At 71.6% G+C, this 18,379-nt stretch carries 15 protein-coding genes; 12 read left to right on the plus strand and 3 right to left on the minus strand.

All coding sequences use genetic code 11. The features are described from left to right. The first annotated feature begins 309 nt into the window (after positions 1–309). Positions 310–885 (plus strand): adenylosuccinate lyase, encoded by a 576-nt coding sequence (locus tag ACIBK5_RS04940; RefSeq protein WP_399016329.1) that lies wholly within the window; start codon positions 310–312, stop codon positions 883–885. A gap of 2 nt (positions 886–887) precedes the next feature. Here ACIBK5_RS04940 and ACIBK5_RS04945 read toward each other — a convergent pair whose 3' ends face one another. The 3 genes from ACIBK5_RS04945 to ACIBK5_RS04955 all read right to left on the minus strand — a co-directional run bounded on the left by ACIBK5_RS04945 (position 888) and on the right by ACIBK5_RS04955 (position 4,231). Beyond that, the gene (locus ACIBK5_RS04945) at positions 888–1,424 is read right to left on the minus strand and encodes a GNAT family N-acetyltransferase (RefSeq protein ID WP_399016331.1); all 537 of its coding nucleotides are present in this window, start codon (positions 1,422–1,424) and stop codon (positions 888–890) included. Positions 1,425–1,479: 55 nt separating this feature from the next. Next, positions 1,480–3,057: an alpha/beta hydrolase gene (locus tag ACIBK5_RS04950; RefSeq protein ID WP_399016333.1), complete on the minus strand. Its 1,578-nt coding sequence runs from the start codon at positions 3,055–3,057 to the stop codon at positions 1,480–1,482. A 136-nt stretch (positions 3,058–3,193) separates the two neighbouring features. Continuing rightward, on the minus strand, positions 3,194–4,231 hold the full coding sequence (locus tag ACIBK5_RS04955; protein WP_399016335.1) for an Rv2578c family radical SAM protein: 1,038 nt from the start codon (positions 4,229–4,231) through the stop codon (positions 3,194–3,196). Positions 4,232–4,401: 170 nt separating this feature from the next. Between ACIBK5_RS04955 and ACIBK5_RS04960 the strand changes: the two genes are divergently transcribed. From ACIBK5_RS04960 to ACIBK5_RS05010, 11 genes are all read left to right on the plus strand, one after another. Next, positions 4,402–4,845 carry an SRPBCC family protein gene (locus ACIBK5_RS04960; RefSeq protein ID WP_399016336.1) on the plus strand — a complete coding sequence of 148 codons (444 nt, stop codon included), beginning with the start codon at positions 4,402–4,404 and terminating at the stop codon, positions 4,843–4,845. Between the two features lie 163 nt (positions 4,846–5,008). Next, positions 5,009–7,399 (plus strand): MFS transporter, encoded by a 2,391-nt coding sequence (locus ACIBK5_RS04965; protein ID WP_399016338.1) that lies wholly within the window; start codon positions 5,009–5,011, stop codon positions 7,397–7,399. 144 nt (positions 7,400–7,543) lie between these two features. After that, positions 7,544–9,964, plus strand: a complete 2,421-nt coding sequence (locus tag ACIBK5_RS04970) for a SpoIIE family protein phosphatase (RefSeq protein ID WP_399016340.1) — start codon at positions 7,544–7,546, stop codon at positions 9,962–9,964. A 127-nt stretch (positions 9,965–10,091) separates the two neighbouring features. Then, complete coding sequence (locus tag ACIBK5_RS04975) at positions 10,092–10,817, plus strand: class I SAM-dependent methyltransferase (RefSeq protein ID WP_399016342.1); 726 nt, start codon at positions 10,092–10,094, stop codon at positions 10,815–10,817. A 156-nt stretch (positions 10,818–10,973) separates the two neighbouring features. After that, entirely contained in the window at positions 10,974–11,222 is a 249-nt protein-coding gene (locus ACIBK5_RS04980) for a response regulator transcription factor (RefSeq protein WP_399016344.1), read from the plus strand. A gap of 106 nt (positions 11,223–11,328) precedes the next feature. After that, positions 11,329–11,640 carry a hypothetical protein gene (locus ACIBK5_RS04985; protein ID WP_399016345.1) on the plus strand — a complete coding sequence of 104 codons (312 nt, stop codon included), beginning with the start codon at positions 11,329–11,331 and terminating at the stop codon, positions 11,638–11,640. A 115-nt stretch (positions 11,641–11,755) separates the two neighbouring features. Then, complete coding sequence (locus ACIBK5_RS04990; protein ID WP_399016347.1) at positions 11,756–12,436, plus strand: ABC transporter ATP-binding protein; 681 nt, start codon at positions 11,756–11,758, stop codon at positions 12,434–12,436. Further along, positions 12,433–15,015 carry an FtsX-like permease family protein gene (locus tag ACIBK5_RS04995; RefSeq protein WP_399016349.1) on the plus strand — a complete coding sequence of 861 codons (2,583 nt, stop codon included), beginning with the start codon at positions 12,433–12,435 and terminating at the stop codon, positions 15,013–15,015. The genes ACIBK5_RS04990 and ACIBK5_RS04995 overlap by 4 nt, the downstream gene beginning before the upstream one ends. A 54-nt stretch (positions 15,016–15,069) precedes the next feature. Continuing rightward, positions 15,070–16,164: a GDSL-type esterase/lipase family protein gene (locus ACIBK5_RS05000; RefSeq protein ID WP_399016351.1), complete on the plus strand. Its 1,095-nt coding sequence runs from the start codon at positions 15,070–15,072 to the stop codon at positions 16,162–16,164. A gap of 71 nt (positions 16,165–16,235) precedes the next feature. Continuing rightward, positions 16,236–17,069 (plus strand): M55 family metallopeptidase, encoded by an 834-nt coding sequence (locus tag ACIBK5_RS05005; RefSeq protein ID WP_399016353.1) that lies wholly within the window; start codon positions 16,236–16,238, stop codon positions 17,067–17,069. Further along, positions 17,062–18,375 carry a M20/M25/M40 family metallo-hydrolase gene (locus tag ACIBK5_RS05010; protein ID WP_399016355.1) on the plus strand — a complete coding sequence of 438 codons (1,314 nt, stop codon included), beginning with the start codon at positions 17,062–17,064 and terminating at the stop codon, positions 18,373–18,375. The genes ACIBK5_RS05005 and ACIBK5_RS05010 overlap by 8 nt, the downstream gene beginning before the upstream one ends. The last annotated feature ends 4 nt before the right edge of the window (positions 18,376–18,379 follow it).

An 18,379-nucleotide genomic window follows, 5' to 3' on the forward strand; every position in this document is an offset into this window, starting at 1 on the left:
GACGACGGGGAACACGCCCGGGTGCGCCGACGGGCGCACCGGGTGCGTGAGAAGTGCGGGTGTTACCGGGCCGCAAGCGCACACGCCCGGTGAAGGGAGGACCGGCCCTGTCCCGGGGCCGAGTCGCACCTCGGTACCTGAAGCACCGAACCGACTGCTCTCACGACGGCCGCGTCACCAGACCGCCGCGAGGAAAATGCGAGTGGGTAACTCGCTCGTCTGAGCTTAACTGGCGGGTAACGAGCGCGCCAGCCCTCGTCTTTGTGATGTACGTCCCGCGCAGCTCGTGCCGCACCTACCCTCTCAGTCATGGACGAAGAGTTGCGATCACTCACGCTGCGCTTACGGCAGGAGTCGGGGGCGGTGCCCGCGTTCGAGCGGCTTGTGGCGACCGATGACGTCGACGCCCTGGCAGGTGTGCTGACCGAACCCGGGCAGCAGCTGTGGGCGAGGGAACTGGCCGCGTTCCGGCTCGGGCTCGCGAGGGACCGGCGGGCCTTCGAGGCCCTGGTGTTGCTGCTGAACCACCGTGACCCGCCGCGCTGCGCCTCCGCCGCCTACGCCCTCGCCCGGCTCGGCGACCCGCGCACCGCCCGCGCGGCCGCCGCCCTCGCCACCAATGAACTGCGTGTCGCCTACGCCTTCCACCCCGTACGGCTTCTGGTCGAGCTGCGTGCCCCGGAGGCCGTGCCCGCGCTGATCACCACCCTGCGGCGGCGGCTGCGGCCGCACGATCCCTACCGCCGGGTGGCCCTCGCCTGTGTGGACGGACTCGGCGCGCTCGGCGACGCCCGGGCCAGGCCCGTCCTGGACGAGGCCCTCGCCCATCCGGTGCTCGCCGAGGCGGCGGTGCGCGCGCTGGGGAGGATTCCCAAGCAGCGGTGAGGTCAGCGGAGGAGCGGTCTCGCGTAGCGCACCTCGGGGACGGTGGTGCCCTCCACCTCGAAGGGCTCCTCGGCGCCGTCCGCGAGAAAGCCGGCCCGTTCGTAGAAACGGCGGGCCCGGCCGTTCCCCTTGAGGACCCACAGGAGCAGCCGGCCGTGGCCCGCGAGGGAGCAGCGCTCGAGCGACTCCGCGAGCAGCGCCCGTCCCACGCCGTGTCCCAGGTGCTCCGGGTGGACGTAGATGGCGTACAACTCGGCGTCCGGCGTCAGGACTTCACCGTCCCGGTACGGGCCGTGGCAGGCCCAGCCGACGAGTTCACCGCCGGCGTCCTCGGCGACCAGGTTCACTACGCTGTCGTCGGCCTGCGCCAAGTACGCACGGCGGCGCTCCGTGTCCTCGGCAGCGCTCAGCCCGTCCAGATACGACTGCGGTATGAGGCCCCGGTACGCGCTCTGCCAGCCGGCTGTGCGGATCTCCGCGACACGCTCGCAGTCGGCGAGCGTCATCTCCCGGACCCGAAGCCCCTTCAGCTCACTCATGAGCCCATAGTGGACCACGGGTCCGACAGTGCCCGCCCGGCGGACGGTCAGGGGCTCAGCCGCGGAAGCCGAGCAGGCGGTGGAGGGTCGAGCCGCGGGCGGACATCGATGCCGTCTTCGATGTCAGTGGCTCGGGGTCCGGGAGGGCGTCGCAGGTCGCGTCCCGGGTGCCGATGCCGCGCGGGACGGTGCCGTCGGACAGATAGGTGGCCAGGTACTTGTCCAGGCAGGCGTTTCCGCTCAGTGTGATGCCGTGGTTGCCGCCGCCCTGCTCGACCACCAGGCTGGAGCGTGCCAGCAGGTCATGGACGGTGACGCCACCCTCGTAGGGAGTGGCCGCGTCGTTCGTCGCCTGGAACAGCAGGGCGGGAGGCAGCTGACCGTTGGCGATGCTCACCGGACGCGCCCCGTCCGTCGGCCAGAACGCGCACGGTGCGTTGTACCAGGCGTTGTTCCAGGTCATGAACGGCGCCTTCTCGTACGCCGCCCAGTTGTCCTTGCGCCACTGGTGCCAGTCACGCGGCCAGAACGCGTCCCGGCACTGCACCGCGGTGTAGATGCTGTAGCTGTTGTCGTCGGCGGCGTCGATCGCGCCGAAATTCTTGTACACCTCGACCAGTGGGGCGCTGGTCCCGCGGTTCACATAGGCCGCGAACGCCTCCGCCAGATAGGGCCAGTAGCCGTTGTAGTAGGTGCCCGGGACGAAGGTGTCCTCCAGCTCCGCGGCGCCCACCCTGCCGCCCGCCGGGTTCTTGGCCAGCGCCGCCCGCATCGCGTACCACGTGGCTTCGATCTTCTCCGGGTCGGTGCCGAGCCGGAACCGCGCGTCGTGCTTGGCGACCCAGGCCATGAAGGCGCGGTGGCGGTCGTTGAAGGCGTGGTCCTGGTTGAGGTTGGCGGTGTACCAGACGTCGGTGGGGTCGACGATCGAGTCCAGGACCATCCGCCGGACGTGCTGCGGATACAGCCTCCCGTAGACCGCGCCCAGATAGGTGCCGTACGAGTATCCGAAGTAGTTGATCTTCCGCGCGCCCAGGGCCCGCCGGATCGCCTCGATGTCGTGCGCGGCGCTCACCGTGTTGATGTGCGGCAGCAGATGCCCGTACTTCTCGCCGCAGGCGACGGCGAAGGACTTGGCGCGGGCGAGGTTGGCCCGCTCGACCTCGGGGGTGCCCGGCACGGAGTCCGGGCGCACCGGACCGAAGTAGCCGGGCTCGCAGTCCAGCGCGGGCCTGCTCTGGCCCACTCCGCGCGGGTCGAAGCCGATGATGTCGTACTGGGCCGCGACCTCCTTGGGCAGTGAGGTCGCTACGAAACCGGCGAGCGTCAGACCGTCGCCGCCGGGGCCGCCGGGGTTGACCAGCAGCGGGCCCTGGAACCGCTCGGCGGTGTGCGGGACGCGGGACAGCGCGAGGCTGATCTGCGGACCGCGCGGGTTCGCGTGGTCGAGCGGCACCTTGAGGGACGCGCACTGGAGCATCGGATAGTCGGTGGTGCCGCACTTCTTCCAGGCGGGTTTCGCGGTGCGAAAGGTTCCCGCGGAGTGCGGTGCGCTCGCCTCGGCGGGCACGGCCGCGATGCTCCCGGCCAGCACGACGGCAGCACCGCACAGCACGGCTGCGCGTGTTCTCATGGCGTCCTTCCAGGGCGGAGAGGCGTCGGACCGCGGAGTTCACGGTCATCGCCGATTCGTCCCGGCAAGCGGCTCCGGAAGAACGTGTTCTGTCAAGACTTGACCCGATTGGGCCGCGAGATGCGCTCGAACGCTCCTATATGAGCGACAGTTGGGTGGGTTCCGACGTCGGCGGCTCGGCCGGTTCGGGCGGGCGGATCCGGCGCGGCAGGTCCGCGCGCGTGGGCCCGATGCCGTACTCCTCCGCCAGCTCGTGGACCTGACGGGTGATCCGGCGCTGGTACCACTTCGGGGCGTAGGCGCCCTCCGCGTACAGCCGCTCGTAGCGGGCCACCAGGTACGGATGGTGCTGCCCCAGCCAGGACATGAACCACTCGCGTGCGCCGGGCCGCAGATGCAGCACCAGCGGGGTGACGGACGTGGCGCCGGAGGCCGCGATCGCCCGCACGGTGGCCCGCAGTTGGGCCGGCCGGTCGCCCAGGAACGGGATCACCGGCGCCATCAGCACCCCGCAGCCGATGCCGTGCTCGTTCAGGGTCCTCACGACGTCGAGGCGCCGCTCCGGCGCGGGTGTGCCCGGCTCGACCGTGCGCCACAGCTCGGGGTCGGTGAAGCCGACCGAGACGGAGATGCCGACGTCGGTGACCTCCGCGGCCTGCCTGATCAGGTCCAGGTCGCGCAGGATCAGCGTGCCCTTGGTCAGGATCGAGAACGGGTTCGCGTGATCGCGCAGGGCCGAGATGATCCCCGGCATCAGGCGGTAGCGGCCCTCGGCGCGCTGGTAGCAGTCGACGTTCGTGCCCATCGCGATGTGCTCGCCCTGCCAGCGCCGCGAGCCGAGCTGCCGGCGCAGCAGTTCGGGGGCGTTGATCTTGACCACGATCTGGGTGTCGAAGCCGAGGCCCGTGTCGAGGTCGAGGTAGCTGTGCGTCTTGCGCGCGAAGCAGTACACGCACGCGTGCGAGCAGCCGCGATAGGGGTTGACCGTCCACTGGAACGACATCCGCGAGACCGCCGGCACCCGGTTGATGATCGAACGGGCCCGGATCTCGTGGAAGGTGATGCCCGCGAACTCCGGCGTGTCGATGGTGCGGGTCGTCACCGCGTCCGCGCCGAACAGCGCGGAGTCGGCCCGGCTGTGTCCGGAGTCCGTTGTGAGGTTCTCCCAGCGCATGACGCCTCCTCGGTAGCACTGCCCACAGAATAGAACACATGTTCCCTTGATCGTGCGAGGGTGGTTTACGAACGTGTTCGACCGGGTTCGGGGACCCCGATTTGGGGGGCCGGGCAGCGGGGTGGTTGGCTTGCCCCGACCCCCGAGAAACCATGTCCTGGAGGAACCTGATGGCGCAGGTCGAGGCCACTACGGAGCGGATCGTCGCGGCGGACGCGGAGACGGTGTTCGACGCCCTCGCCGACTACAGCGGCACGCGCGAGAAGCTGCTGCCCGAGCACTTCAGCGAGTACGAGGTGCGCGAGGGCGGCGACGGCGAGGGCACCCTCGTCCACTGGAAGCTCCAGGCCACCAGCAAGCGCGTGCGCGACTGCCTCCTGGAGGTCAGCGAGCCCACCGACGGTGAGCTGGTCGAGAAGGACCGCAACTCCTCCATGGTCACCACCTGGCGGGTCACCCCGGCCGGTGAGGGCAAGTCCCGGGTCGTCGTGACCACCACCTGGACCGGCGCCGGCGGCATCGGCGGCTTCTTCGAGAAGACCTTCGCCCCCAAGGGCCTCGGCCGGATCTACGACGCGATGCTCGCCAAGCTCGCCGCCGAGGTCGAGAAGTAACCACCCGCCTCCCCAAGATCCAACCCGGCGGGGGTTGTTGTGACCCCTCACCGGTTCGGGTGATCTCCGGGCGGACCCGCCGCATGCCGTAACTCGTCGTGCTTGCTCATAGTTGTCGCTTTTACGCGGGAATTGTGCGGCAGCGCGACGAGGGGAGCGGTAGGTGGGCGGTATCACTCTGGCGCAGGACGAACCGGCGGTGGCGCCACCCGACACCCCCGCCCCGCCACCGGCCCCGGCCGCCGGACTGAGCCCCCGCCGGGTCCGGTTGATCTTCCTCGCGCTCATGCTGGCCCTGCTCCTGGCCGCCCTGGAGCAGATGATCGTCGCCACCGCGCTCCCGAAGATCGTCGGTGAGTTGCACGGCCTGGACCGGATGTCCTGGACGATCACCGCCTACCTGCTCACCGCCACCGTCGGACTGCCGATCTACGGCAAGCTCGGCGATCTGCTGGGCCGCAAGGGTGTCTTCCAGTTCGCCATCGTCGTCTTCGTCGCCGGCTCAGCGCTCGCGGGCCGCGCGCAGACCATGGACCAGCTCATCGCCTTCCGCGCCCTCCAGGGCGCCGGCGCGGGCGGCCTCATGATCGGTGTCCAGGCGATCATCGCGGACATCGTGCCGTCCCGGCGGCGCGCCCGCTACATGGGCCTGATCGGCGCCGCGTTCGGCCTCGCCTCCGTGGCCGGACCGCTGCTCGGCGGCTACTTCACGGACCACCTCTCCTGGCGCTGGTGCTTCTACGTCAACGTGCCTTTCGGCCTGCTCACGCTGGCCGTCGTCGCCGTCGCACTGAAGCTCCCGAAGCCGGCCGTCAGGGCCCGGCTGGACGTCCTCGGCGCGCTGCTGCTGACCGCCGCCTCCACCTGCCTGGTGCTGCTCACCAGTTGGGGCGGCACCGAGTACGCCTGGGACTCGCGCATGATCCTCGGCCTCGGCGCCGGAGCGGCCGCGGCGGTCGTGCTCTTCCTCGTCGTCGAGCGCTTCGCCGTCGAACCCCTCATCCCGCTGCGGCTGTTCAGGGACTCCGTCTTCAACGTCACCGGCCTCGTCGGCCTGGTCATCGGAGCCGGACTGTTCGGCGCCGCCAGCTACCTGCCGACCTGGCTGCAGATGGTCGACGGGGCCTCCGCCACCGAGTCGGGCCTGCTCATGCTGCCGATGACGGGCGGCATCGTCGGCGCCTCGATCATCGTCGGCCAGCTCATCAGCCACACCGGCCGCTACAAGGCCTACCCGATCCTCGGCGGCGCCCTCTCCGTCGCCGGCATGTGGCTGCTCTCCCGCCTCGACGCCGGCACGCCCCGGCTGCACTACAGCATCTGGATGGCCGTCCTCGGCGCCGGTATCGGCATGGTGATGCCGGTTCTGATCCTCGCCGTGCAGAACTCCGTGCGGCCTGCCGACCTCGGCACCGCCACCAGCGCCAACAACTACTTCCGGCAGATCGGCGGCAGCGTCGGAGCGGCCGTCTTCGGCACGCTCTTCGCCGGCCGGCTCGCCGACGCGCTGGCCCGGCGCCTCCCCGCACAGGCGGGCGGCCGGCTGCCCGAGCCCGAGTCCATCACCCCGCAGCTCGTGCACACGCTGCCTCCGGCACTGCGCGACGGCTATGTCAGGGCGTACGCCGACGCCATGCCGCGGATCTTCCTCTACCTGGTGCCGGTGCTCGTCCTCGGACTGGTCATCGCCTTCTTCCTCAAGGAGAAACCACTGGTGTCCCACTACGCCTCCGCCACCGACCCGGACACGGCGCCGGGGAACGCCGCGATCCCGCAGGCGCGTGCACCGCACGCGGCCGGAATGCCCGTCTGCGGCTCGGTGCAGCACCACGACGGGACCGTCGTGCCCCGCGCGGCGCTCACGCTCATCGACGTCACAGGGCAGCAGACCGGGCGCGGCGCGAGCGGCGAGGACGGGCGCTACACGCTGGCCACCCCGGGCCCCGGCGCCTATGTGCTGATCGCCGCCGCGGGCGGCCACCAGCCGCAGGCGGTCTCCGTGACGGTCGGCGAACGCCCCGTCGAACTGGACATCGTCCTCGGCGGCGCCGGGAACCTCGTCGGCAGTGTCGTCACCGCCGACGGCACCCCCGTGCGGGACGCCACCGTCACGCTCACCAACGCGCACGGCGCGGTCGTGGCCACCACCCGCAGCGGCCGGGAAGGCGGCTACGTCATCACCGAACTGGTCGCCGGGGAGTACACCCTCGCCGCCGGAGCGCCCGCCTTCCGCCCGGCCGCGCTGCTCGTCACCGTGCAGGCCGATCGCGAGACCCGCCGGGACATCGAGCTGGCCGGCGGCGCCGTCCTGCGCGGCACGGTCCGGGCGGGCGGCGGCCGGCCCGTGGAGGACGCCCGGGTGACCCTGCTGGACGTGGCGGGCAATGTCGTCGACACCCTCACCACCGGCCCCGACGGGACGTTCCGGTTCGTCGACCTGTCCTCCGGCGAGTACACCGTCATCGCCGCCGGGTACCCGCCCGTCGCCACCGTTCTCCAGGTGGCCGGAGGCGGTCGCACCGAGCGGGATCTCCAGCTGGGGCACGAGGACTGAGACACACCGGCGCGCGGGGTCGTACGCCGGTGCGAGGCCCGCGCGAGCAATTCCCGCATTGCCTCACATCGCGACCTGCGGGCGCCGTACGGTGGTGACGGCTGCACAGAACTCGCGGATCCGTGGGGAGAGAGGGCCTGGGCCATGGACCGTGGCACCGACAGGGCTGAGCAGGGCACGGCGACGGAACCCGACGAGCCCGGCCGCGTCCCCCTGGCCGTCGTCGTGGTCGACCGCGACGGTCTCGTGTCCCACTGGAGCCGGGGCGCACGGCGCCTGTTCGGCGTCCCGAAGGACGAGGCGATCGGCCGCACGGCCCTGGACCTGCTCCCCGTCTCCGGCGCCCTGTCCGAAGAGCGGGACACCACCCCGCACGCCGCCTACGACGGTCTCGGGCCCGACCTCGAATCGTCCCTCGACGGAGGCCTGTCCTACCCGGCGGCGGGCCGCGCCCGGCTCACCGCGTCCGGGGGCGGCCGGGTCGACATCCTGTGGTGGGCCTACCCGCTGGTGACGCCCGGGCCCGAGCGGCTGCTCGTGCTGGCCGCCGACGCCGAAGGGCTGCGCGGGGACGAGGGGGCGCTGGAGCGGATCGCGCCCGGCTTCGCGCTGCACACGGACTTCCCCGGCTCTGAGGATCTCGCCCGCCGGCTGCCCGAGATCCTGCCCAGCATGAGCGTCGGCGAGAGCGCCCGCATCGTCGCGCAGGTCCTCGAACTCGGTTATCCGATCCTGGAGTTCAGCCAGAACGAGCGGGTGCCCGTCACTCCCGACTGGGGCGTGGCCCGGCGCGCCGAGCGCAAGGCCCGCCGGGAGCGGGCCGCGCGGGCCCTGGCGGCCGGCGAGCCCGTCCCGGAGGAACTGCGCGACGAGGGCGAGGACCTGGAGTACGCGGCCGTCCGCGAGCATCTGGAGTTCCTCAACGAGGTCAGCGGCCGCATCGGCACCTCCCTCGACCTGTCCCGCACGATCATCGAGGTCAGCAGGGCCGTCGTGCCCCGGTTCACCGACGTCGCCGGGACGTATCTGCGCGAACAGGTCGTCGCCGGTGAGGGGTTCCCGGACGGGGTGCCCGACACGACCACCATGTGGCACCGGGTCGCCCTGGAGCACACCGACGAGCCCGGCCGCTGGGACGACGTCGTACCGGTCGGGGAGGCCATGCCGTTCCCCGCGCACACGCCGTTCTTCCAGTGCATGACCTCCGGCGAACCCGTCCTCGTGCCGCGCATCAGCGAGGAGATGGGCCACGCCATCGCCGCGCAGTTCGACAAGCGCGACATCCGGCCGCTCATCACGGGCCGCTCCATGCTGGTCGTGCCCCTGAAGGCCCGCCATGTCGTACTCGGCTTCATGATCCTGCTGCGGCACCCGGAGCGGCCCGTCTTCAACGACATGGACCGCGTCACCGGCGCCGAACTCGCCGCCCGCGCGGGCCTCGTGCTCGACAACGCGCGCATGTACACCTTCCAGGAGAACGTCGCCGAGACGCTCCAGGACAGCATGCTGCCGCACATACCGCCCCGCATGGCGGGCTGCGACATCGCCACCCGCTATCTGCCGGGCACCCTGCTCGGGCGGGTCGGCGGCGACTGGTTCGACGCGGTGAAGCTGCCCGGCGGGCGTACCGCGTTCGTCGTCGGCGACGTCATGGGACACGGCCTGAACTCGGCCGCGATGATGGGCCAGTTGCGGACGGCCGTGCAGACCATGGCCGGGCTCGATCTGCCGCCCGCCCAGCTGCTGCGCAACCTCGACGACCTCGCCCAGCGCCTCGGCGACAGCTACCTCGCGACCTGCCTGTACGCCGTGTACGACCCGATCGCGAGCGAGCTGCGCCTCGCCAACGCCGGGCACATCCCGCCCGTTCTGGTCCGGGCCGACGACGGGCGCAGCGAACTGCTGGACCTGCCCACGGGAGCGCCGATCGGCGTCGGGGGAGTGCCCTTCGAGGCGGTACGGATGCGCGTGGAGCCCGGCGACCGGCTGGTGATGTGCACCGACGGCCTGGTCGAGGTGCGCGGCGAGGACATCGGCGTGGGCCTCGCGACGCTCTGCGAGTCGGCAGCCCACCCCGCCGCGTCCATGGACGACGCCTGCGACACCATCATCCGCGCCCTCAACGTCCAGGGCGGGCGCAAGGACGACGTGGCGCTGCTGATGGCCCGGCTGAACGGCATCGAGCCGGACGACGTCGCCGAGTGGCGGCTCGCCCTCGACCCGGCCGAGGCCGGCCGGGCCCGTGCGGTGGTCCGCGAGCAGCTGCACGACTGGGGCCTGGCGAAACTGGTCGCGTCCGCCGAGCTGATGGTCAGCGAACTCGTCACCAACGCCGTACGGCACTCCCACGCACGCCCCGTGGAACTGCGCCTCGTCCGCTGCGACACCCTGCTGTGCGAGGTGGACGACGACGACCACGAGCTGCCGACGCTGCTGAGCAGCGGATCTCTCGACGACGCCGGGCGCGGTCTGCGTGTCGTCAGCACGCTGTCCCGTGAGTGGGGCACCAGCCGCACCAAGGCGGGCAAGACCGTGTGGTTCGAACTGACGCTGCCCAGGCGCTGATCCGCCTCGGCCCCTCTCGAACGAGCCGTGAAAGAACACGCCGGCCGCTTGTCGTGGCCCGCGCCGCGCGGTACACCGTACTCGCCCGCCGGATGGCGGGATTCGTTCGCACCCTGGGGAGTTGGGCATGAGCGTGACGAGTCGGTACCGGGAGGCCTGGGAAGGGTTCTGGCGTGCGGCGTCCGCCGAACCGGGGGCGGTGTTCTGGGACGCCGAGCCGGTCCTGACCGCCGGCCCGCACCTCGCCCTGTTCGAACCGCATGTGGCCGATCCGGCACTGCCGATGGTGGACCTGGGCTGCGGCAACGGCACCCAGACCCGCTACCTCGCCGACCGCTTCCCGCGGGTCGTGGGCGCCGATCTGTCGGCCGCGGCCCTCGACCACGCCCGGCGCGCCGACCCGGCCGGGCAGGCCACGTACCGGCAGCTGGACGCCGCCGACAAGAGCGAGACGCAGACCCTGCACGCGGAGCTCGGCGACACCAACGTCTATGTGCGGGGCGTCCTGCACCAGTGCGAACCGGACGACCGCCAGTCGCTGGTGGACGGGATCGCGACGCTGGTCGGCGACCGCGGCCGGGCCTTCCTGGTGGAGCTCTCCGGTGCCGCCAAGCCGGTGCTGATGGGTCTGGCGAGCGGCCCCGACGGTCCGCCGCCCAAGCTCGCGCCGGTGTTCCGGCACGGCATCGCACCCGGCGAGGTCTCCGACGAGGCCCTGCCCGAGTATCTGCGCTCGGCCGGCCTCACGGTCCTGGCGAGTGGCCGGATGTCCCTCGCCACCACGGAGTACGCGGCCGACGGCACTCGGGTGGAGCTGCCCTCGACGTGGGTGGTGGCCCGGCGCACGGTGTAACAAGTATCTGTTTCAAGCTTCCTTTGTGGCTGGTTTTCGCGCCTGTTGCGCAACCCGTGTATCAATTCTTTCCGACTGACTACGATTCACCGATCGCAGAGGCACAACGGGGCACTGTGCCACACCTCAGAAGAGCGACATGATCGGGGGAAATACATGGGATCGGATCAGTTCAACGAACTGACCAGTCGTGAACTGGAAGTTCTGTCCCTGCTGGTCACAGGTGAATCGAACCGGCGCCTCGCCCAACGACTCGGAATTGCCGAGCGCACGGTGAAGGCCCATCTGACGAGTCTGATGCGCAAGCTCGGTGTCGAGTCCAGAGTGGAAGCGGCACTTCTAGCACAGAGATCCCAGAAAGCGCTATCGGACCTTGGGGCAATACCCAAAGGTCCGATGGGCTAGCGAGGCGCTGGTTGCGAAAGTGGCACCTGACGGTCGGAGGGTCCGGCCGTGCACACCTGGTCCGCTGTTGGGGAACATCGGTCAGCGGATCTTGAGGGGGTATCGCATGAAGCGTCTTCTGGCGTCTCTGGCCATCGGGGCCGCGCTCGCCGGCGGAGTGACGGCCGCCACCGTGCTGCCCGCCCAGGCGGGCACTGTGTCCTGCAGCAGCCAGAGCCACAACTCCGGCAACGGCGGCAACGCGTGGGCCAGCGGCTGCTCGCACAGCGGAGGCCACGATGTCCGTCTGTACGGCGAGTGCGACCTGTCTCCGTTCGCCGTGTACTCGCCCTACAAGGGCGGGAGCTTCTCGGGAGCCAGCTTCTCCACCCCCGGCTGCACGTGGGGCGTGGGCGAGTCGGGCTTCCAGCACCGCTGACCGGTGTGAAACGGCGGTGAAGCACGACTGACGGCTGCCGGGCTGAGGAAAGCAGCCCGGCAGCCTTCATCCAGTTTCGCAGCCCTCGTCGAGTACGGATGAATGAGGTACACAGGTGTTGGTGTTGGACGGCGTGACCCGGCGCTACCGCAGTGGCGAGGTCGAGGTCCAGGCGGTGCGCGGGGTGAGTCTGACAGCCGGCGAGGGCACCCTCACCGCGGTCATGGGGCCCAGCGGATGCGGCAAGTCCACCTTGCTCACCATGGCGGGCGGACTGCAGCCCCCGGACACCGGCACGGTCACGGTCGCCGGAGTGCGCATCGACACGCTCGCGGAGACGGAGCTCTACCAGCACAGGCGCCGCCATATCGGCTATGTGTTCCAGGACTACAACCTGGTCCGCATCCTCAGCGTGGCGGAGAACGTGGCTCTGCCCGCCGAACTCGACGGCATGTCCCGCCGCAAGGCCCGTGCGCAGGCGCGCGAGGCGCTCGCCTCCGTGGGAATGGACGAGTACGCCGACCGCTACCCGGACTCGCTCTCCGGCGGGCAGCAACAGCGTGTCGCCCTGGCCCGGGCCTTCTCGGGCGGCCGCGGACTGATCCTCGCGGACGAGCCGACCGGGGCGCTGGACAGCGACAGCGCCGCCCAGGTACTCGACAGCCTCCAGTCGCTGGTGCGGTCCGGGGCGACCTGCGTGATCGTCACCCATGACGAGGCGGTCGCGGCCCGGGCCGACCGCGTGGTCCGGATGCGCGACGGCGTCGTCGGGGAAGACACCGGAGCCGCCGCGTGAGCGCACGCAGGATCGCCCTCCGGGTCGCCTTGCGGCGCGTACGGCGTGACCGCAAGCGGACCTTGGCCCTCACGGCGGCGCTGCTGGTTCCGCTGACCCTGGCCGTCACGCTGGTCACGCTCCGGGCCACCAGCGAGATCCCCGAGGACGAACGGGTCGGCACGCTCATCGGCCAGTCGCAGGGGGTGCTGCGCAACCTCGACTTCGTCACGGAACGCGGCGCGGAGCGCGCCCTGGCCGAAGGGCCGCGGGCGCTGGCCGACGCGGTCGGTCAGGACATCGAGGTCGTCCCCGAGGTCAACGGCCCGCTCGCCGTCTCCTCGGACGGTCTGCAGGTCGACTCCTTCGGCTACGGCCTCGAACTCGACCGGCCGCTGCACCGGGGCCGGTTCGTGCTGACCGACGGCAGGGCGCCGCGGGCACCGGACGAGGTCGCCCTCTCCCCGAGCGTGGTGGCACGACTCGGGGTACGGCTGGGAGACCGGGTGGACCTCGGCGAGGGCGGCGCCAAGGCCGAGGTCACAGGCATCGCGGCGATTCCCACCGACACCCTGCGGAAGTTCGTGGTGGCCCTGCCTGCCGTCGTCGCCGGCCAGGCACCGGCTCTGCCGAAGCCCGGGCAGGAGAGCTCCATGGCCGCCGCGCAGGACGGCACCGTCGTCGTCTGGCACACCCCGGAGGCGCTCACGCCCGGGGCACAGCGGGCCATGAACGGGCAGGGCTGGCGCATCGAACCCCGCTCCACCGCCTTCGACGTCGCCCGTGACGCCCCGGACTCCCTGCTTCCCGAGGAGTCCGCAGCCGCCTGGGTCCTCGGACTGGCGGTCCTGGTGCTCGGCGAACTCGGACTGGTGATGGGGGCTGTCTACGCGATCGTCGTCCGCAGCAGCCGACGCGAACTCGCCCTGCTGGCCGCGGCGGGCGCGGGACCGAGGACCAGGCGGTCGGTCATCACCCACCAGGGGGTCCTGGTGGGACTTCTCGCCACCGGACTCGCCGTAGGGGCCGGTGTGGCCGGTGCCTGGCTGCTGAAGCCCTGGGCGGCGGAGCGCCAAGGCCAGCTCTGGGGCGGGCTGCGTCTGGACGTCTGGCCGACGGCGGTCCTGGCACTGCTCGGCGTCCTCACTCCGGCGATCGCGGCCCGGGTCGCGGCGCGCGGAGTCGGCGGCGATGTGGTCGCCGCCCTGCGGGACCAGGCCGGCTTCGAGGACCGCGCGCCGCGCCGCGGGCAGGTGCTGCTCGGCGTCCTGCTGACCTGCGGGCTGCTGCTGGCGGTCGCCGGTGCGTCCCTCGATGCCCCGTTCACCGTCATGATCGGCGCGCTGAGCCTGGTCATCGGCACGGGCGTTCTCGTACGGAGGCTGCTGCCGTCGAGCGCCGGCCGCGCCGACGGCCTGCGGCTGATGCAGCGCATCGGGGCCCGGCTCCTGGCGCGTTCCGCGTCCCGCTCGGCGACCATGGGAACGGTGGTGGCCAGCCTCACGGTGCTGACCGGGCTCGTCCTGGCGGCCATGGGAGGGCTCACGGCGGAAGTGGGCAAGTCCTACGAGCCCAACTCCCCGCACGGCTCGGCCTTCGCCTACGCGACGAAGGTGCCCGGGCCCGCCACCGTCGCCGCCATGGAAGAGGCCCTCGGAGGCGAGCGGCTGACGGCCATGGCCATCGCCAGCCCGCCGGCCCCGGAGGGCACGGCCCCGGACGGCACCGCGTGGTCCTACTGGGGCGAGTACCAGGCCGCCTCACCCCTGCCCGACCGGCCCTCCGCCGTCATGGTGATCCGTGAGGCGGACCTGGCCACGGTGCTCGGCAGGAAACCCACCGCCCGGGAGCGCGGGGCGCTCGCCGCCGGTGGCGCCGTCGTCCTGGACGAGCGGCTCGCACCGGGCGGCCGGCTGACCGTGACCGCGCCGAAGTCCCCCGTCATGGACACGGGCCGAACGGAGCTGGAGACCAAGAGCCTCGACGCGGTCGCGGCGCAGCGGCGCTCGGAGTACCGCAACCTGCCGGCCATCTACATCAGCGCGGCCGGACTCAAGGCGCTCGGCGGCGTCGAGCAGCCCAACTCCGCCTACTTCTACCTTCCCGCGCCGGACGGCTCGATCTCCGCGGAACAGGAGGACCGCGCGCGCGGAGCGCTCGCCTCGGACATCGGCAGTGGCTACTTCACGCTGGAGGTGGAACGGGGCCCGGTCGCCGCCGAGGTGCTGAGGGCCACGACTCTGGGCAGCGCGGTGGTGCTGATGCTCGTGGCGGCCACGCTGGCCTTCCTCACCGTGGGCCTCGCCACCCAGGAGATGCGGCCGGATCTGTCGGCACTGGCCGCCGCGGGCGCCGACCGGCGGTTCCGGTCCTGGCTCACCGGTGTGTACGCCGGTCAGGTGACGCTCCTCGGAGTGCTGATGGGCGTCGGGGTGACCGCCGTCGCCACCCCCGCTCTGCTGTTCTCTCTGGACATCGGCTGGTCGCTGTGGCCGTGGCTGGGGCTCGCCGCCGCCTCCGCGGGAGCCGTGGCGGCGGCGGTGGCGGCGGGCTGCCTCGGCGGCTCCCGGGTGACCACACTGCTGAGGAGCGCACAGTGAGCCGGTCACCGCTCCTTCGTCCGTGCACCTGACCCCGTCTTCCGGAGGACAGTCATGCCGTCGCCCTGGACCCGGATGCTGGTCGCGTCCGCCGCTTCGATGCTGTTGCTCGGCACATCCGCCGTGGCCACCGCCGCCCCGGACGACAAGGGCGTGGCGGCGAGCGCGCACACCGCCGGGCGGGTCAAGGACGGCGGGGACGTGCTCCGGTACAGCTGGCCCGGCGTGTACTTCGAGGGCCGGATCAGGGGCACCGGCGTCGGCATCGTGCTCGACGACCCGGCCGCCGACTACGACGTCCAGGTCGACGGAGCCACCGTCGCGACCCTCGTCACGCCGGGCAAGATCACACACTGGGTGACCGGCCTGCCCAAGGGGGTGCACACCGTCCGGCTCGTCAAACGCAACGACACCCCCTGGGCCACCAGCGCGTTCGGCGGTTTCGTCGCCGCGCCGGGCGGCGCGGTACTGGCCCGGCCGGTCGCGCGCAGCCGCCAGATCGAGTTCGTCGGGGACTCCCTCACGGCGGGCTACGGCAACCTCTCGGCCTCCCGCGACTGCACCGGCGAGCAGGTCGCCCGCACCACCAACGCCGACGTGAGCTATGCCGCCCTCACCGCCCGGCGGCTGCGCGCCGACTTCCAGATCAACGCGTACTCGGGCCGGGGCATGGTGCGCAACTACAACGGAGGCTCGCCGGAGGAGAACTACCGCACCTTCTACGACCGCGCGCTGCTGAACGTGCCGGGCGACGTCTGGCAGAACCCGGGCACCTGGCGGCCGGGCCTCGTGGTGGTCCACCTCGGCACCAACGACTTCTCGACCCCGGTCAACCCGGGCGAGCCCTGGACGGACGAGAGCCTCGCCGCCGCGTACCGGAGCGCCTACAGCGGCTTCCTCCAGAAGCTGCGGACACGCTACGGCCCCGGGACCACCCTTCTGGCCGTCGGCGCCGGACCGTTCGCCGGCCATGTCGAGCAGGTGGTCCGGGAGCGCACCGGCGCCGGCGACCGCCGGGTCCGCTACTGGCGGCTCGACGACACGAACCTGGACCACACGGGCTGCCACTGGCACTACTCGGCCCGCGACCACCGGCTGCTCGCCGAACGGCTCACCTCGTTCCTCGCCGGTCTGCCGATCCGCTGGTGACGTCGTAGCCGGTTCGGCCCGCAGCGCGTAACGTGACGAACCATGAAGATCTCCATCCGGGACGGCTCGTCATGAGAATCCTCGTCAGCGCCGACATGGAGGGCGCCACCGGGGTCACCTGGCCGGACGACGTGGTGCCGGGCGCCGCGCAGTGGGAGCGCTGCCGCTCGCTGTTCACCTCCGACGTCAACGCCGCCGTGCTCGGCTTCCACGACGGCGGCGCCGACGAGGTGATCATCAACGAGGCGCACGCGACGATGCGCAATCTGCTGCTGGAGCGGCTGGACGAACGGGCCCAACTGCTCACCGGGCGGCACAAGGCGCTCTCCATGGTGGAGGGCGTGCAGCACGGCGACGTCGACGGCATCGCGTTCGTCGGCTACCACGCGGGCGCCGGCATGGAGGGCGTCCTCGCCCACACCTACCTCGCGAACCAGATCACGGGTGTGTGGCTGAACGACGTACGGGCGAGCGAGGGGCTGCTCAACGCCCATGTCGCCGCCGAGTTCGGGGTCCCGGTCGTGCTGGTCACCGGGGACGACATCGCCTGCGAGGACGCGCTCGGGTACGCGCCCGAGGCGCTGAAGGTCGCGGTGAAGGACCATGTGTCGCGGTACGCGGCCGTGTGCCGTACGCCCGCCCGGACAGCCGCCGACATCCGGGCTGCCGCCAAGGAGGCCGCCGGGCTGGCGGTGCGTCACGAACCCGTGCGCGGCGGTCCGTTCACCGTCGCCGTCGAGTTCGACGCGGAGCATCTGGCGATGGCCGCCACCGTCGTGCCGGGTGTGGACCGGATCGGGGAGCGGAAGGTGGCATACACGAGCGAGACCATGTACGAGGGCATCCGCGCCTTCAAGGCGGTCACCACGATCGTCTCGGCCGCGGTGGAGGAGCAGTATGGCTGAGCAGGTGGACGGGCAGGCGCTGGACGAGGTCGTGACGTACACGTCCGACCTGATCCGGATCGACACCACCAACCGGGGCGGCGGCGACTGCCGGGAGCGGCCCGCCGCAGAGTACGCCGCCGCGCGGCTCGCCGACGCCGGGATCGAACCGACGCTCCTGGAGCGCGCCAAGGGCCGGACCAATGTCGTCGCCCGCGTCGAGGGCACCGACCCAGGAGCCGGCGCGCTGCTGCTCCACGGCCATCTGGACGTCGTACCGGCCGAGGCCGCCGACTGGAGCGTGCACCCGTTCTCCGGGGAGGTCCGCGACGGGGTCGTCTGGGGGCGCGGCGCCGTCGACATGAAGAACATGGACGCGATGATCCTCGCCGTGCTGCGCGGCTGGGCCCGGCAGGGCGTACGGCCCCGGAGGGACATCGTCATCGCGTTCACCGCGGACGAGGAGGCCAGCGCCGAGGACGGCTCCGGATTCCTCGCCGACCGGCACGCCGCCCTGTTCGAGGGCTGCACCGAGGGCATCAGCGAGTCGGGCGCCTTCACCTTCCACGACGGCAACGGCCGCCAGATCTACCCGATCGCGGCCGGGGAACGCGGCACCGCCTGGCTGAAGCTCACCGCGCGCGGACGCGCCGGGCACGGCTCCAAGGTGAACCGGGACAACGCGGTGACCCGGCTGTCGGCCGCGATCGCGCGGATCGGCGAGCACGAATGGCCGCTGCGGCCGACCGCGACCGTACGCGCGGCGCTCTCCGAACTCGCCGCGCTCTACGGCATCGACAGCGACCTGACGGACGTCGACGCGCTGCTCGACAAGCTGGGCCCCGCCGCGAAGCTCGTCGAGTCGACCGTACGCAACAGCGCCAACCCGACGATGTTGAACGCGGGTTACAAGGTCAACGTGATCCCCGGGGAGGCCGTGGCGCAGGTGGACGGCCGGTATCTGCCCGGCGGCGAGGACGAGTTCCGCGAGACCCTCGACCGGCTCACCGGTCCGGATGTCGAGTGGGAGTTCCACCACCGCGAGGTCGCCCTCGAATCGCCGGTGGACTCGGCGACGTTCGCCCGGATGCGGGCCGCCGTCGAGGAGTTCGCCCCGGAGGGGCATGTCGTGCCGTACTGCATGTCCGGCGGCACGGACGCCAAGCAGTTCTCGCGCCTCGGCATCACCGGCTACGGCTTCACACCGCTGAAGCTGCCGGAGGGCTACGACTACGGGGCCATGTTCCACGGGGTCGACGAGCGGGTCCCGGTCGAGGCGCTGCACTTCGGTGTGCGGGTACTCGACCGGTTCCTGCGGACGGCCTAGGGGA

Origin of the sequence: Streptomyces sp. NPDC050546 (assembly GCF_044457425.1) — a bacterium.
GTDB lineage: Bacteria > Actinomycetota > Actinomycetes > Streptomycetales > Streptomycetaceae > Streptomyces.

Bases quoted from the DNA above. Each gene is read 5' to 3' on its own strand.
- ACIBK5_RS04955 (WP_399016335.1), bottom strand. From the start codon at position 4,231: ATGCGCTGGGAGAACCTCACAACGGACTCCGGACACAGCCGGGCCGAC.
- ACIBK5_RS04985 (WP_399016345.1), top strand. From the start codon at position 11,329: ATGAAGCGTCTTCTGGCGTCTCTGGCCATCGGGGCCGCGCTCGCCGGC.
- ACIBK5_RS04945 (WP_399016331.1), bottom strand. From the start codon at position 1,424: ATGAGTGAGCTGAAGGGGCTTCGGGTCCGGGAGATGACGCTCGCCGAC.
- ACIBK5_RS04940 (WP_399016329.1), top strand. From the start codon at position 310: ATGGACGAAGAGTTGCGATCACTCACGCTGCGCTTACGGCAGGAGTCG.
- ACIBK5_RS05010 (WP_399016355.1), top strand. From the start codon at position 17,062: ATGGCTGAGCAGGTGGACGGGCAGGCGCTGGACGAGGTCGTGACGTAC.
- ACIBK5_RS04960 (WP_399016336.1), top strand. From the start codon at position 4,402: ATGGCGCAGGTCGAGGCCACTACGGAGCGGATCGTCGCGGCGGACGCG.
- ACIBK5_RS05005 (WP_399016353.1), top strand. From the start codon at position 16,236: ATGAGAATCCTCGTCAGCGCCGACATGGAGGGCGCCACCGGGGTCACC.
- ACIBK5_RS04975 (WP_399016342.1), top strand. From the start codon at position 10,092: ATGAGCGTGACGAGTCGGTACCGGGAGGCCTGGGAAGGGTTCTGGCGT.
- ACIBK5_RS05000 (WP_399016351.1), top strand. From the start codon at position 15,070: ATGCCGTCGCCCTGGACCCGGATGCTGGTCGCGTCCGCCGCTTCGATG.
- ACIBK5_RS04980 (WP_399016344.1), top strand. From the start codon at position 10,974: ATGGGATCGGATCAGTTCAACGAACTGACCAGTCGTGAACTGGAAGTT.
- ACIBK5_RS04970 (WP_399016340.1), top strand. From the start codon at position 7,544: ATGGACCGTGGCACCGACAGGGCTGAGCAGGGCACGGCGACGGAACCC.
- ACIBK5_RS04950 (WP_399016333.1), bottom strand. From the start codon at position 3,057: ATGAGAACACGCGCAGCCGTGCTGTGCGGTGCTGCCGTCGTGCTGGCC.